Origin of the sequence: Serratia sp. CY76391 (assembly GCF_052166695.1) — a bacterium.
Taxonomy (GTDB): domain Bacteria; phylum Pseudomonadota; class Gammaproteobacteria; order Enterobacterales; family Enterobacteriaceae; genus Serratia; species Serratia nematodiphila.
In genome coordinates this window covers 1-14,768 of record NZ_JBJNOJ010000005.1, presented here as the reverse complement: position 1 = coordinate 14,768, position 14,768 = coordinate 1, and the positions used below count along the sequence as shown (strand labels likewise).

General features: G+C 58.7%; 17 protein-coding genes. All 17 read left to right on the top strand.

The window, feature by feature from the left end:
• Positions 1 to 8 precede the first annotated feature (8 nt).
• Positions 9 to 1,040, top strand: coding sequence for a type VI secretion system protein TssA (gene tssA / locus ACJ8PN_RS09350; RefSeq protein WP_171454264.1), 1,032 nt, complete (start codon positions 9 to 11; stop codon positions 1,038 to 1,040).
• 122 nt (positions 1,041 to 1,162) lie between these two features.
• The gene (gene tssB, locus ACJ8PN_RS09345; protein ID WP_015378282.1) at positions 1,163 to 1,699 is read left to right on the top strand and encodes a type VI secretion system contractile sheath small subunit; all 537 of its coding nucleotides are present in this window, start codon (positions 1,163 to 1,165) and stop codon (positions 1,697 to 1,699) included.
• A gap of 3 nt (positions 1,700 to 1,702) precedes the next feature.
• The gene (gene tssC / locus ACJ8PN_RS09340; protein ID WP_004934958.1) at positions 1,703 to 3,208 is read left to right on the top strand and encodes a type VI secretion system contractile sheath large subunit; all 1,506 of its coding nucleotides are present in this window, start codon (positions 1,703 to 1,705) and stop codon (positions 3,206 to 3,208) included.
• Between the two features lie 67 nt (positions 3,209 to 3,275).
• Positions 3,276 to 3,659 carry a Rap1a/Tai family immunity protein gene (locus ACJ8PN_RS09335; RefSeq protein WP_351106221.1) on the top strand — a complete coding sequence of 128 codons (384 nt, stop codon included), beginning with the start codon at positions 3,276 to 3,278 and terminating at the stop codon, positions 3,657 to 3,659.
• Positions 3,656 to 4,147 carry a T6SS effector amidase Tae4 family protein gene (locus tag ACJ8PN_RS09330; protein WP_025303293.1) on the top strand — a complete coding sequence of 164 codons (492 nt, stop codon included), beginning with the start codon at positions 3,656 to 3,658 and terminating at the stop codon, positions 4,145 to 4,147. The genes ACJ8PN_RS09335 and ACJ8PN_RS09330 overlap by 4 nt, the downstream gene beginning before the upstream one ends.
• A 299-nt stretch (positions 4,148 to 4,446) precedes the next feature.
• Positions 4,447 to 4,929, top strand: coding sequence for an Hcp family type VI secretion system effector (locus ACJ8PN_RS09325; protein WP_004934962.1), 483 nt, complete (start codon positions 4,447 to 4,449; stop codon positions 4,927 to 4,929).
• Between the two features lie 52 nt (positions 4,930 to 4,981).
• Positions 4,982 to 5,485: a type VI secretion system amidase effector protein Tae4 gene (locus ACJ8PN_RS09320; RefSeq protein ID WP_351106224.1), complete on the top strand. Its 504-nt coding sequence runs from the start codon at positions 4,982 to 4,984 to the stop codon at positions 5,483 to 5,485.
• A complete protein-coding gene (locus ACJ8PN_RS09315; RefSeq protein ID WP_004934966.1) occupies positions 5,482 to 5,940 on the top strand; it encodes a T6SS amidase immunity protein Tai4 family protein in 459 nt (152 codons plus the stop codon). Before ACJ8PN_RS09320 ends, ACJ8PN_RS09315 begins: the two co-directional genes overlap by 4 nt.
• A 12-nt stretch (positions 5,941 to 5,952) precedes the next feature.
• Positions 5,953 to 6,306, top strand: coding sequence for a T6SS amidase immunity protein Tai4 family protein (locus ACJ8PN_RS09310; RefSeq protein WP_325962356.1), 354 nt, complete (start codon positions 5,953 to 5,955; stop codon positions 6,304 to 6,306).
• A 69-nt stretch (positions 6,307 to 6,375) separates the two neighbouring features.
• Positions 6,376 to 6,711 (top strand): T6SS amidase immunity protein Tai4 family protein, encoded by a 336-nt coding sequence (locus ACJ8PN_RS09305; RefSeq protein WP_253718470.1) that lies wholly within the window; start codon positions 6,376 to 6,378, stop codon positions 6,709 to 6,711.
• A gap of 474 nt (positions 6,712 to 7,185) precedes the next feature.
• On the top strand, positions 7,186 to 8,925 hold the full coding sequence (gene tagH, locus ACJ8PN_RS09300; protein ID WP_171454267.1) for a type VI secretion system-associated FHA domain protein TagH: 1,740 nt from the start codon (positions 7,186 to 7,188) through the stop codon (positions 8,923 to 8,925).
• Positions 8,925 to 9,698, top strand: coding sequence for a PP2C family protein-serine/threonine phosphatase (locus ACJ8PN_RS09295; RefSeq protein WP_004934976.1), 774 nt, complete (start codon positions 8,925 to 8,927; stop codon positions 9,696 to 9,698). Before tagH ends, ACJ8PN_RS09295 begins: the two co-directional genes overlap by 1 nt.
• A 28-nt stretch (positions 9,699 to 9,726) precedes the next feature.
• Positions 9,727 to 10,713 carry a hypothetical protein gene (locus ACJ8PN_RS09290; protein ID WP_033645724.1) on the top strand — a complete coding sequence of 329 codons (987 nt, stop codon included), beginning with the start codon at positions 9,727 to 9,729 and terminating at the stop codon, positions 10,711 to 10,713.
• A 15-nt stretch (positions 10,714 to 10,728) separates the two neighbouring features.
• Positions 10,729 to 11,550 (top strand): type VI secretion system accessory protein TagJ, encoded by an 822-nt coding sequence (locus tag ACJ8PN_RS09285; RefSeq protein ID WP_276552589.1) that lies wholly within the window; start codon positions 10,729 to 10,731, stop codon positions 11,548 to 11,550.
• Between the two features lie 2 nt (positions 11,551 to 11,552).
• A complete protein-coding gene (locus tag ACJ8PN_RS09280; RefSeq protein ID WP_442534847.1) occupies positions 11,553 to 12,128 on the top strand; it encodes a type VI secretion system baseplate subunit TssE in 576 nt (191 codons plus the stop codon).
• Positions 12,129 to 12,132: 4 nt separating this feature from the next.
• Entirely contained in the window at positions 12,133 to 14,019 is a 1,887-nt protein-coding gene (tssF, locus tag ACJ8PN_RS09275; protein WP_033632721.1) for a type VI secretion system baseplate subunit TssF, read from the top strand.
• Positions 14,016 to 14,768 (top strand): type VI secretion system baseplate subunit TssG (gene tssG / locus ACJ8PN_RS09270; RefSeq protein ID WP_442534846.1); only part of this gene is annotated, 753 nt, incomplete at its 3' end. The genes tssF and tssG, both read left to right, overlap by 4 nt.

Here is a 14,768-nt window from a genome sequence, read left to right as displayed (position 1 = left end):
GAAATTTTATGGCTATCGACACCGATACCCTGCTGGCCCCGGTCGACGCGGACAATCCCTGCGGCGACAACCTGGAATACGACGCCGACTTTCTGGCCATGGCGCGCGCCGCCACCGGCAAAGCCGAACAGCAATTCGGCAGCACCATCATTCCGGAAGAAGCGCCGGACTGGGTGCAGGTCGAGCGTCTCGCAAGCTCGCTGCTGGCGCGTACCAAAGACCTGCGCGTCATGCTGTATCTCACCCGCGCCTGGACCCAGCTGCGCGGATTGCCGGGCTATGCCGACGGGCTGACGCTGATCCACCAGGCGATACTCCGCTACTGGGATGCCCTGCAGCCGCCGCTGGAGTTCGACGGCGAGGCCGACCCGCTGTTTCGCATCAACGCGCTGGCCGACCTTGGCGACAAGGCCGCGCTGGCCGCCAGCGTGCGCGCCGCGCCGTTGCTGAAAAGCGCCGCCGGTGAAATCTCGCTGCGCGATGCGGGCGCCCTGCTCGACGGCAGCAAGCAAGAGTGCCCCAACTTTCCCGGCGGCCGTGCGCGGCTGCAGGATGAACTGGCGCAGCAGGATCGCCCCGAAGGCGCGCTGGTGATGCACATCGCCAACACCCTGGCCGCCATCCGCAGCGAAGTGACCCGCCACCTGGGTGAAAGCGCGCTGCCGGAAATGAGCGCGCTGACCAAGGTCTTTTCGCTGGTGGCGCTCGCCGGCCAGAGCGAGGCCCCGGCCGCCACCGAAGCGAACGCCACACAGGAAACCGCCGCTGAGCAACCACCGGCCGCCGTACAGAGCGCCTCTGCCCCACTCAACTGGCGCAGCGCGCAGATCCAGTCGCGCGACGACGCCCAGTTGATGCTGGACAAGGTGAAAAACTATTTTCGTCTTCATGAGCCAAGCCACCCGGCGCCGCTGATGATCGATCGGGTCCAGCGGCTGATTGCGCTGGACTTTATGCAAATCGTCCGCGATTTGGCGCCCGATGGGCTTAACCAACTGGAGACCATTCTCGGTCGCCCCGACCACGAGGAGAACAGCTAGCCGCCGACTTTTGTTCTCTTGACGACACCCGATACCGTCTGCCCCTGCGCAGACCCGAATCAGAACCTGACTCTCCCAGCCGGACGAGGCGCGTTCCCAATCGCCATTAGATGGAGTAAATCATGTCAAACTCGAAATCCCGCAGCGGGCAGAAATTCATCGCCCGCAACCGCGCGCCGCGCGTACAGATTGAATACGATGTCGAAATTTATGGCGCAGAGCGCAAAATCCAGCTGCCGTTCGTGATGGGCGTGATGGCGGATCTGGTGGGGAAAGCGGTCGATCCGCAAGCCAGCGTGGAAGAGCGCAAGTTCATGGAAATCGACGTCGACAACTTCGACGAGCGCATGAAATCGCTGAAGCCGCGTGTCGCTTACCAGGTTGACAATACCCTGACCGGCGAAGGCAAGCTGAACATCGATCTGACCTTCGAAAGCATGGAAGACTTCTCCCCCGCCGCTATCGCCCGCAAGGTCGACGCGCTGGACAATCTGCTGGATGCCCGTACCCAACTTTCCAACCTGCTGTCCTACATGGACGGCAAGAACGGCGCCGAGGAGCTGATCTCCAAGATCCTGCAAAACCCGGCGCTGCTGAAATCCCTGACCGACGCGCCGAAGCCGGCGGTTAACGATGACAACAACGAGCGTGAGGATTAATCGATGAGCAACTCGCCTCAGCAACAAAATGCGTTGCAAACCACCGAGACTTTTTCCAGCGATGAGTTCAGCGCGCTGTTGAACAAAGAGTTCCGGCCGAAGACCGATCAGGCCAAAGAAGCTGTCGAGAACGCGGTGAAAACGCTGGCGCAGCAGGCGCTGGAAAATACCGTCACCGTTTCTTCCGACGCCTACCGCACCATCCAGGCGCTGATCGCGGAAATCGACGAAAAGCTGTCGCAGCAGATCAACCAGATCATTCACCACGACGATTTCCAGAAGCTGGAAGGCGCGTGGCACGGCCTGCACTACCTGGTCAACAACTCTGAAACCGACGAGATGCTGAAGATCCGCTTCATGAGCATTTCCAAGCAGGAGCTGGGCCGCACGCTGAAGCGTTATAAAGGCGTGGGCTGGGATCAGAGCCCGATCTTCAAGAAAATCTACGAAGAAGAGTATGGCCAGTTCGGCGGCGAGCCGTTCGGCTGCCTGGTGGGCGACTACTACTTCGATCACAGCCCGCAGGACGTGGAGCTGCTGGGCGAAATGGCCAAGATCGGCGCCGCCTCGCACTGCCCGTTCATCGCCGGCACCGCGCCGAGCGTGATGCAGATGGAGTCCTGGCAGGAGCTCTCCAACCCGCGCGATCTGACCAAGATTTTCCAGAACACCGAATACGCCGCCTGGCGCAGCCTGCGCGAATCGGAAGATGCGCGCTACCTGGGCCTGGTGATGCCGCGCTTCCTGGCGCGCCTGCCGTATGGCATCCGCACCAATCCGGTGGACGAGTTTGACTTCGAAGAAGATACCGACGGCGCGACCCACGGCAACTACACCTGGACCAACGCCGCCTACGCCATGGCTGCCAACATCAACCGTTCATTCAAAGAGTTCGGCTGGTGCACCGCCATTCGCGGGGTGGAATCCGGCGGCGCGGTGGAAAACCTGCCGTGCCACACCTTCCCGAGCGACGACGGCGGCGTGGACATGAAGTGCCCGACCGAGATCGCCATCAGCGATCGTCGCGAAGCCGAGCTGGCCAAAAACGGCTTTATGCCGCTGGTGCACCGCAAAAACTCCGACTTCGCCGCCTTTATCGGCGCGCAGTCGCTGCAGAAGCCGGCGGAATACTACGACGCCGACGCCTCCGCCAACGCCCAGCTTTCTGCGCGCCTGCCATACCTGTTCGCCTGCTGCCGCTTCGCGCACTATCTGAAGTGCATCGTGCGCGACAAAATTGGCTCCTTCCGCGAGCGCGACGATATGGAGCGCTGGCTGAATGACTGGATCATGAACTACGTGGACGGCGATCCGGCCAACTCCTCGCAGGAAACCAAGTCGCGCAAACCGCTGGCCGCGGCGGAAGTGCAGGTGGAAGAGATCGAAGACAACCCGGGCTACTACAGCGCCAAGTTCTTCCTGCGCCCGCACTACCAGCTGGAAGGCCTGACCGTCTCCCTGCGCCTGGTGTCGAAGCTGCCTTCGCTGAAACAAAACGACGCGTCCTGATGGACTGAAGTCAGGCCGCGGTAGTGCGGCCTGGCTGATACATCAACCTCATCACAGGGAAAGAAAGATGAAGACAAAACGGTTTTATCTGGCATCGCTGTTGACAGTCGTCTGCTCGCTCTCCGCCGCGCCGCCAGCTTTCGCCGAGCAGACATCGATAGCACATTTGACGTCCGATGATGTCAATCTGCCAGGCAGCGACTTTTTCCGTTTCTATCGCAGTGCAGATAAACAGGAAAAAGAGAAAGCGCGGATTTATTTGCTGGGCGTGCTGGACGCGACGGAAGGAAAAAGCTGGTGCCAATACAGCCAGCTACAAACCGTCACTCTGCAGGAGTTTGTGTTCGAATTCTTTAATAAACTTCCCACGGCGCGCCTGCATGAAAGGGCTGCCCCCCTGATTGAAGAAGCTCTTGCAACTCGCTTCCCCTGCAAAGGAGGCAAAGCATGAAACCTTTATATCGTCAGCTAAAAAGCAGCCATTACTCCTCTGATTACTCTAGCCCGGGATATTTGGCAGCAGAAGCCGTTTACGCTGAGATTGGCTATGAGCTTGATACGCTTCTAAAGCAAAATCCTGGTTATGCCAATACCTGTGCCGTGCGCATGAGCCTGGCGCTGTTGAAAACCGGTATCAGCTTCAAAGGCCGCCTGCCAATCAAGAAAGGCGCCTATAAGGGTAAAACGATTGAACCGGGAGCCAAATTGCTGGCCGATCAGTTGCATCGCTCCAGTAGTTTTGGTAAAGCCAAAATTTTCTTTAATGCTCCAGATGCAGAGAAAGGTATTGGCAATAAAAAAGGCGTCGTGTTCTTCAATAAGATCACCAACTATGATGGCGGACACATTGATCTTATCGAACCAGAAAACTCGCTATTAACCTGCCATTCCCATTGCTATTTTAACTGCAAAGAGGTCTGGTTTTGGGAGTTGAGCTAGTGTTCCATCGGCTTATCAGTAAATGCATGAGGTTTGGTTTAACTGCATGCTTGTTCATAACAGGCAACCCAGATCGCGCGTGAAACCAAGATAACGCGAAATAATTAAGCATTGAGCCATTAGCACTTAATAGTGGCTCGGTAACCCGTACCGATAGTTTTCGGTATTTAAGAAGGTGCATGGCACAAGGATATAAATTGGTAATGCATTACCACACTTGCAATTCCTGCTGCTATTACCTGAGTTTTTCAACGTAACGTTAATACTACTGTTAACCCTTAATAAAGAGTGAAGAAACTATGGCTATTGATATGTTCCTGAAAGTTGAAGGTGCCAGCGGCGAATCCAAAGATTCGAATCACAAAGGCTGGACCGACATTACTTCTTTCTCCTGGGGCGCCTCTCAACCAGGCAATATGGGCGTTGGCGGCGGCGGTGGCGCCGGCAAAGTGTGCTTCAACGATCTGCACGTCAACGCGCTGATCGACAAGTCAACCCCGGCCTTGCTGAAACACTGCTCAAGCGGCAAACACCTGACCAAGATTGAGCTGTCGGTTTGCAAGGCGGGCGGCACCCAGGTTGAATACGCAAAAATCACCCTGGAAGACGTGCTGGTCACCGCCGTGCAGTACACCGGTGCAGGCGGCGAAGACACCGTGGGCGTCACCTACTCCTTCCAGGCGGCGAAAGTGAAACAGCAGTACTGGGAGCAGAGCGACAAAGGCGGCAAAGGCGCCGAAAGCAGCGCAGGTTGGAACATCAAGGAAAACCGCGAAGCTTAATCTGCATGCCCCCCCCGGTTACGGCCGGGGGGATTAATATAGGGAAATAACAATGAATAATAATCGCCCCATTTTTTCAGCAGCATGGGTTGCAAGCACTAAAATATATAACGCGCAATATTCAGCTCAAAATGTTGCCAAGATTATCGGCGGGCGTGTCGCCATGAATATTGCGCCCAATGGAAAGTGGGAAAACACCTGCGCTGTGCGTATGAGCTACATCTTGAATAAATCTGGCTTCCCCATTCCTTATGTAAAAGATCAGACCGTATCAGGCGCCGATCGTCAATGGTATTTTTTTAGAGTTAAAGATCTTATCGCTTATCTGACAAAGATCTGGGGCAAACCCGACCTTCGAGTCAAATTCCCTCCTCCAGGTGGTGGTGAATTAGCCGGGAAGAAAGGGATCATACTGTTTGAAATTGCAGGTTGGAGCGATGCTGGAGGACATGCTACGCTTTGGAATGGGAACGGCGATTGTTATGATCATTGTTATTTCAATGAACCAGAAGCTCGCTATACAACAAATTACGCTAACTTTTGGGTATTGAGATGAAAAAAATCCTTATCTCTTTTCTTTGTCTATATGCCACTTGTGCTATAGCACAGAAAAACCAAGAAGAACCTATTGAAAAGTGGCCACCGCAAGCGGCGTACCGAAACTATTTGCAAAACTACAAGGATATTGCTCTGACCTACTGCATTTCCGTCGCTTATAAGACATCACCAGAGGCTAGCAAAGATGCAATTGCCTCATCGAATGGTATCGATGCTTGGTCATACTATGCAATTCGTGATGAAGAATCCCCTATCATCAAGCTGACAAAGCAGTATTTGCAAAAGAATTACAATGCTAAGGACGGGAAAAGCCGCTTAGACTTAATGAAGTGCATGGATATGTACCATAGTGAAGAACTTGACAAACTTGCGAAAGATTATGTACAGCGCCCTAATGATAATTGGGTGAAAGACAATCCGGACAGAGTAAATGAAAATCCTCCTCGGAAATAACCAGTGAAAAAAATCTCACTGACTGTAACCTTCGCCGCAACGTTGAGCGTTAATGCAGCGACAGAAATTGACTATTCCCCTGCCGAGAACCTCAAAAACTACGCGCTCAGCGTTTGTATCGCCGAGGGGTACTCAGCAAAAGAAGTCAAAAACGATGCCGCCACCGCTGCTCGGGGTTACATGGAGTTCGGCGATTATTCTCTGGAAGCGCATACCGCTGTCAGGGCGCTGGCAAAAGAATTTCTGGCAAAGCCCTATGACAGCATGTCTGGAGAGCCGATGACGATGGCCAAGTGCATCGATCTTGTACATAGCCAAGCGTTGCAAGCTATCATCAAGAAATACCAAGGGAAAGACGAAAACTGATATCAGAGTTGCTCAAACGACGGCTCATATCAAAGGTTATCTCGGATGAGAAGATACACGTACTTTTTAATGTCTCTGCTGCTCGGAAGCCATGTAGCCCTTGCTGAAAACTCACTCAATATTTTATCGCAAGAGGCACTATATAAAAATTGGTTAGTCAGCCGCTGCATTGGGAAGTCCACTGACTCAGAAAAAACCAAGCAAGACGCCTTCCATTCCGCTTCCGCCTATTTAGAATTAAGTAAACTGCCGATGGATGCATTCGAACAAGGCGAAAAGCTGGCTGAACAGTACGCCAATAAAAATAGCCAAGGCTCAGTTAAAGGAAGTTATCATATTTTAGATTGCCTTTCACTGCAAAGCTCCAGTGATGCTAAAGCCATCTTTGAACGTTACTCTAAGTAATAGTAAGGATTATCGAACCCAATTTCATAAATCTTTCAAATCAAGTAAATTTATTGATTATTAACATGACTCCAGACGTCACGCTATCAACTTACTCATATGGATTCTTACTTTTCTATTTTTCATTGTCACTCATCACTTTAGTGGCATTATATTACTTAAAAAAATTATCGGCTCGCAAACACAATTATCCATTTTTTGTTTTCAACTCTCTCATTGTGGTTTTTATGAGTATCATACAGCTCTCAATTTTTGCATGCGGGAATGATTTTCTTAATCTTTTCTACCCACCAGGCAACGATAACTATGACTCTATTCACTACGGCAGTTTGATGTTCACCTTTATCTACTTAACTCAACTACCAAAAAACACCTATTACAAAGAAGAAAAGAATAGAAGTTAGCCATCTGATTAGATGACTAAATCAACATACGCCCAAAGCAGTCTAAAATCCCCATCAGCAGGAATGCCTTATGCGATTTTCCATTGTAAAAAATAAAAGCGGCCAGGTTCCGCCGCAGAGCAGTTGCGATTTTCTGCCGCCGGGCGGCACCATCGGCCGCAGCGTGGACAACAACCTGGTGCTGCCGGACGAAGAGCGCGCCATTTCCCGCCTGCAGGCGATCGTGCATATTTCCGCTGACGGCGAATGCCGCATCACCAACCGCGGCAACGTCACCCGCGTGCTGCTGAACGATATTCCGCTGGAGCGCGGCCGCCAGGTTGAACTGCAGGATGGCGACGTACTCGGCATCGACGATTACCAGATTGAAGTCAGCGCGCTGCAGCAACACGCCGCGCCACAGGCTCAACCGGTGGCCAAGGCTGCTGCCGTTGCCGCTGCTGCGGCCCCAGCAGCCGCCGCCACCGAAAAATCCGCCGCGCCAATTCCCAACGAAATCTGGGACAGCCTGGTGGAAGAATTCACGCCGAACGCGCCGGCCGCCGTCACACCGCCGCCGATCGCCAACCCGGGCAATCACCCGCTGCTGGATACCCCCGCTCGCGAGCTGAACCCGGCCGATCCGCTGGCGCAGCTGGCGGGCGATGTCGATCTGCGCCAATTGCAGCAACAGCAAACCGATCCGGCGGCGCTGTTCAATACCGACACCACTTTTGAACGCGAACACATTCTGGCCGACACCACCCCCAGCGCGCTGCTGGCGGAGCAGGCTGCGCCGCCGCGCCCGGCAACACCGGCCCGGAATGCGCAGCAACCGGAGCAAGAGCTGGATCCGCTGGCGCTGTTCGGCGGCTCATCCGCGCCCGCTTCGCCAGAGACGCTGAACAGCAACGATCCGCTGGGGCTGCTGATGGGCGGCGCCGTGCCGCTGGCTCAGCCGGAGGAAGCGGTACAGCCGCCGTCCCCGCCGCCAGCACCGGCTCCGGTCGCCGCCCAGCCGGTAGCGCCGCGCCCTCAGCCGACGCCGCCGCCCGTGCAGATGCCCGAGCCGCAACCCCAACCCGCGCCGCAGTTCAGCCCGCAGGAGCCGCCTGCGCAACCGCCGCGTCCACGCCAGGGCAACCGCCTGGGCATCGATCCGGTTGCCTACCAGTCTGCCCAGCGGCAGCACGCCGCCGCGCCGAATGGCGACACCTTGGAAGGACCGTTGCTGGCGGCGCTGCTGCAAGGCATCGGTCTTGACGATCTGCAGCCGCAGCCGCATTTCGACGAACAACAGATCCGCCTGGCCGGCCGCCTGCTGAGCCTGTTCTCGCAAGGCACCGTCGCCCTGCTCTCATCCCGCTCGATCCTCAAGCGCGGCGTGAAGGCCGAGATGACCATGATCCTCGACGAAGCCAACAACCCGTTCAAGTTGCTGCCTTCGGGCAAAACGGTACTGATGCAGATGTTCGGCAGCCAGATGCCGGGCTTTATGCCGCCGGAGCAGGCGGTGCGCGACGCGCTGATCGACCTGCAGGCGCACCAGCTGGGGATGATCGCCGGCATTCGCGCCATCATCGCCGCCATGCTGCAGTCGTTTAACCCGGAGCGTCTCGAAGAAGAAGCGCGCAAGGAAGGCGTGGCGCCGCGTCTGTCGCTGCCCGCCAACCGCAAGGCCGCGCTGTGGGACTACTTCGTGAAGAACTATCAGCAAACCTCCGGCGAAATCGAGGACGATTTCCACACCCTGTTCGGCGAAGCCTTCCTGCACGCCTATGACGTTGAAGTGAATCAATACAAAGACTCACAGACCAAACCGGACGCGTAATGAATATCACCATAGCCTCTACCTCCAACCAGGGCGGCCGCGCCTCCAACCAGGATCAGACCGGCGAGGTGCTCGGCAACCGCGCCGCCTGCTTCGTGGTGTGCGACGGCATCGCCGGTTTTCCGGGCGGCGATATCGCCGCCAAACTGGCACGCGACACCATTTTGCAAAACTTCGACGGCGAAAAGCACCTGAACGCCCAGAGCATTCGTCAGCACATCACCAGCGCCAACGCCGCCATCCACCAGCAGCAGCGGCAGTCGGACGAATACAGCAAGATGGGCACCACGCTGGTCAGTCTGTTTATCGATCGCGATTACCAGCTGGCCTACTGGGCGCACGCCGGCGACAGCCGCCTGTACCTGTTCCGCCGCGGCTACCTGCATGCCGTCACCACCGACCACAGCCTGATCCAACAGATGCAGGACGCCGGCTACCAGACCAACGGCATCAACAGCAACCTGCTGTATTTCGCGCTGGGGCTCAACGAAGAGCGCGACGCCACTTACAGTGACGTGCTGCAGCTGGAAGACGGCGACGTTTTCCTGCTGTGCACCGACGGCTTCTGGCACAGCTTCAGCCAGGCCGAACTGGAACAGTCGCTGCACATGGTCAACTCCCCCAGCGAGTGGATCGCCCTGATGCAGCAGGCATGGAAGAAAAACAATAACAGCGATAACTACAGCGCTATCGCCGTCTGGATTGGCTCACCGCAGGAAACCACCCTGCTGCATTCGCTGGCGGATGCGGAGCGGTTTCTGAGCCGCGACTGAGCAGCGCACATTCACAGCAAGGTTCACTATGAAATATTGGATGCCGGGGCTCGTCGCCCTGATGGCGGTGCCGACCGCGCAGGCGATGAACTATCGCCTGGTTTACTCCCCCAGCCAGAAGCTGGAAGTGTTTATCGATGACGTCAAAAACAGCAATCCGGCAAGCTGGTGCGGCAAAAGCATCCCGCTGCGTATCGTCTCGGCGCAAAGCCAGGATCCGGCGGTGCTGAACGACTTTCTGCCGCGCGTCGGCAATCTGTTGGAAAAGCAGTGCCCGAAAGCCGGCCACCTGCCCTGGACGCTGACCGACAAGCGCGGAGAGAAACTGGCCAGCGGCGAAGCCGCCAAAGCGCGCGGCTGGAAACCGGTGGTCAAACAAGAGGCCTCCGAGCCGCCGGAAACCCCGCCGCAACCGGCGATCCCTGCGGCGGTGGCCGTGACTTCTCCGCAGGCGGACAGCGCGCCGGCTCAGCGTTTCAGCCTGCCGCAGGGCTGCCACTTCCGCACCTTCTGGCGTGACGAGGCCAACGGCGGCTCGCTGTTCATTCCCGCCGGCGCCGCGCTGCGCTGCGGCGAGGACGGCTGGCTGCAGGGCAGCGGCGCGGTCACGCTGCAACAGGGCGGCCAAACCCTCTCGCCGACGCTGTGGTTCCTGCAAGGTTACCCGCTGGCGCAGGTTAACGGCGGCGATCGCGCGCTGACCGTCGTCAGCGCCAACGCCCAACGGCTCATTTTGGGCGGTAACCCGCAGGCGCCGGGCAGCTTCCTGCTGCTGAACTTCGAACCGAAGCTGCACGCCTGGGCGTTCAACGGTGAAGCGATCGTTGAAATGCCGCGCGTCGACGCCGCCGACGAGAACAAGATCAAACAGCGCGTGCAGCAGGCGCAAACCGCCTGGCAGCCGCTGCTGAGCGCCCCCGCCCCGCTGACTTTCAAACTGGTGGAAAAGCTGGCCGCAGACCGCGTTGATCCCGCCAGCGGCAGCTACCTGTCGGTTAACGGCGCCACTCACTGATTATAAGGAAAGCCTGTGAAATCATTAGCAAGCATGCTGCAAGGCCAGTCGATCGGCGCGGCCATCACCGCCGTCGAAAACGATATCAAGGCGAAACCGGCGGATGCCGACCTGCGCGCCGCGCTGGTGCAACTGCTGTGTCTGAGCGGCAACTGGACGCGCGCCAACGCGCAGCTGAAATCCTGGCAGGCGCTGAAACCGATCGCCCAACCGACCACGCTGCTGCTGATGCAGTCAGTCAACGCCGAGCTGCAACGCCAGGCGGTGTTTGCCGGCACGGCCGCGCCGGCGCTGCTGCGGCAGGATCAGCCTTGGCTGAAACTGATGGTGCAGGCGCTGCATCAGGATGCGCAAGGGGCGGCCGAACAGGCCCAGGCGCTGCGCGACGAAGCGCTGGAGGCCGCCCCGGCCGGCGCCGGGCGGTTAACGCTGGCCGAAGGCGAACAAGAACGGCAACTGCGTTTCGACTGGCTGACCGACGGTGACGGCCGCCTCGGGCCGGTATGCGAACTGGCGCTGAACGGCGTTTACTACTGGCTGCCGTTTGCCGACATCGCCGCGATCCAGTTCCAGGCGCCGCAGAGCGCCATCGACCTGGTGTGGAGCCATGCGCTGGTGCGCCTGACCGATGGCCGCGAACAGGTATGCCAACTGCCCGCCCGTTATCCGCTCCCCGAAGGCAGCGACGACGCGCTGCTGCTCGGCAAACGCACCGAATGGCAACCTTTGGGCGACGGCACCCACTATGCGGGGCTGGGCCTGAAAACCTGGCTCAGCGAAAGCGATGAATTCCCACTGCACAGCCTGCGGCAGCTGAGCTTCGACGCGAGTGCCTGACCATGAACGATAAGCGCCCACCCCACTACGACGGCGGCGATCTGCGCCACCAGGGCTATCGCTATCGTCAGGACAGCGAACGCCTGACCTCGCGCGACAAAATGCAGCCGGTGCTGCTCGATATGCTGACCGACGACGAACCGCAGAAAAAGCAGGAGGCGCAGGTGCGCAACCTGGTGTCGCACAGCGAGCTGCGCCGCCGGGTATTGCGCGATCTGCAGTGGCTGTTCAACTGCGTCAACAGCGAATCCAATCTGGATCTCGGCGATTTTCCGCAGGTGCAGCGCTCCACCCTGAATTACGGCATCGCCTCGCTGGCGGGCAAGCGCATGTCGGACATCGAATGGCTCGACATTCAGCGCGCGCTGACCGAATCCATTCTCCATTTCGAGCCGCGCATTTTGCCCGAGGGGCTGCAAGTGCGCTGCATCTCGGATACCGGCTCGCTGGAGCTGCACAACGTGCTGTCGATCGAAATCAAGGGCCGCCTGTGGTGCGTGCCCTATCCGCTGGAGTTTCTGTTCCGTACCGACGTGGATCTGGAAAACGGCCACTTCGATCTGAAAGACATAGGGTAAGGCGATGGACAGTAAACTGTTAGATTATTACAACCGCGAGCTGGCCTATCTGCGTGAGATGGGCGCCGAGTTCGCCGAACAGTACCCGAAGGTCGCGGGCCGCCTCGGCATGCGCGGCATTGACGTGGCAGACCCTTATATCGAGCGCCTGATGGAAGGCTTTGCCTTCCTCACCTCGCGCGTGCAGCTGAAAATGGACGCCGAGTTCCCGCGCTTTTCTCAGCGCTTGCTGGAGATCATCTACCCTAACTACCTGTCGCCGACGCCGTCGATGGCGATCGCCGAGCTGCAGCCGGACAGCAGTAAAGGCGATATCAGCAACGGCTTCGTGGTGCCGCGCGGCACCATGATGGACAGCCAGACGCTGAAGAAAAGCGGCATCACCTGCAGTTACACCACGGCGCATGACGTCACGCTGCAGCCGGTGCGCATCGCCGGCGTCGAGCTGGGCGGCATTCCGGCCGATATCCCGCTGGCCTCACTGGGGCTGCAGCACAGCGGCTGCGTCAGCGCGCTGCGCATTCGTCTTGAGTGCTACGAAAGCGTGACGCTCAACAATCTGCAGCTGGATCAATTGATGTTTTACCTGGCCGGGCCGGACATGCAGGCGCAGCAGCTGCTGGAGTTGCTGATGCAGCACAGCGTCGGGCTTGTCTGCCAAACGGTGGAACCGCAACCGCAGCGGCGGGCGCTGGCGCTGGACGGGCTGCGGCAGGAGGGTTTCGCCGCCGAGCAGGCGCTGCTGCCCAATGACCTGCGCAACTTTGAAGGCTACCGGCTGCTGCAGGAGTATTTCGCCTTCCCGGCACGCTTCCAGTTCTTCAGCGTCAACGGCCTGCGTCCGCTGCTGCAGAGCGTGCGCGAAGGGAAAAAGGGGCTGCGCCAATTCGAGATCGTGGTGCTGCTGGATCGGCATGATGCCGCGCTGGAACGGGTGGTCGACGCCGCCCATTTGGCGCTGCACTGCACGCCGGTGATCAACCTGTTTCCGAAAGTGGCCGAACGCATCGCGATCAACGAAAAGAACCACGAATACCATCTGGTGGTCGACAATATCCGGCCGCTGGATTACGAAGTGTTTTCGGTGCAGCGGCTCGGCGGCAGCGCCAGCGAAAAACGCTACGAGCAAGAGTTTCGGCCGTTTTACAGCACCCTGAGCGCGGACGACGGCAACTATGGCGCCTACTTTTCGCTGCGGCGCGAACAGCGCACGCTGTCGGAGCACGCCCGCCGCTACGGCACCCGCACCGGCTACGCCGGTTCGGAAGTGTTCGTGTCGCTGGTGGACGAACGGCAATCGCCGTGGCACAGCGATCTGAAATACCTCACCGCCGACGTGCTGTGCACCAGCCGCGATCTGCCGTTGATGCTGTTGCAACAGGATCAGGGCAACTTCGTGATGCCCGATTCGATCCCGATCAAGCAGGTCTCGCTGCGCAAAGGCCCCACCCCGCCGCGCCCGGCGCTGGCCGAAGGGATGATCACCTGGCGGCTGATCAGCCAGCTGCAGCTGAACTACCTCAGCATGATGGACGGCGATCCGGAACAGGGTGCCGCCAGCCTGCGCCAGCTGCTGGGGCTGTACGGCAACCTGAGCGAACCGGCGATCGCCAAGCAGATCCAGGGCGTGCGCCACTGCAACCTGCGGCCGGTCTATCGGCGTGTACCGGAGCCCGGCCCCATCGTATTCGCGCGCGGCATCGCCATCGATCTGACGGTCGATGAGCAGGCGTTCTCCGGCAACAGCCCTTACCTGCTCGGCAGCGTGCTGGAGCGCCTGTTCTCGCGCCTGGTGGCGATGAACACCTTCACCGAGATGACGCTCTCCAGCCAGCAGCGCGGCGAAATCGCCCACTGGCAGGCGCGCATGGGCAAAAGGACGCTGATATGAGCGCGGAAATGATCGCCACCGAACTGGCGCCGCCGCAGATCAACGCGCTGTATCGCCTGCCGGACGACTTCTGGCCACGGCTGCGCAGCGCGCCTTACAAACACGATCTGTTTCAGCTGCTGCGGCGCATCGACGCCCAGGGCGGCCAGCCCTACCTGCTGGGGCGCGCGCCGCTGCCGCGCCACGAGATGCTGCGCCTGGGCCAGGAGCCGTCGCTGTCGTTCGCGCCCTCCACGCTGGCGCAGGTGACGCCGCGCGCCAACGGCCCGCTGCACGACGTTTCGATCTTCAGTTTCGGCCTGTTCGGCCCCAACGGGCCGCTGCCGCTGCACCTGACCGAATACGTGCGCGAACGGGTGTATCACCATCAGGACACCACCCTGCTGGCGTTCACCAACCTGTTCCATCACCGCCTGACGCTGCTGTTTTACCGCGCCTGGGCCGACGCGCAGCCGACGGTATCGCTGGATCGCCCGGACAACCGGCGCTTCGACGAGTACCTGTCGAGCCTGATCGGCATCGGCCAGCCGGCGCAGCAAGAGCGCGACAGCATCAACGCCCACGCCAAGCATTTTATGGCCGGTCATCTGATTCGCCACAGCCGCGATCCGGAAGGCCTGAGCAAAATTTTGCAGCAGTATTTCAAGGTGCCGGTGCGCATCGTCGAAAACGTACCGCACTGGCTGCGGGTGGAGCCGCGCGAGCAGGCGCGGCTCAAGGCCGGCCGCGGCGCGCCGCGGCTCGGCGAG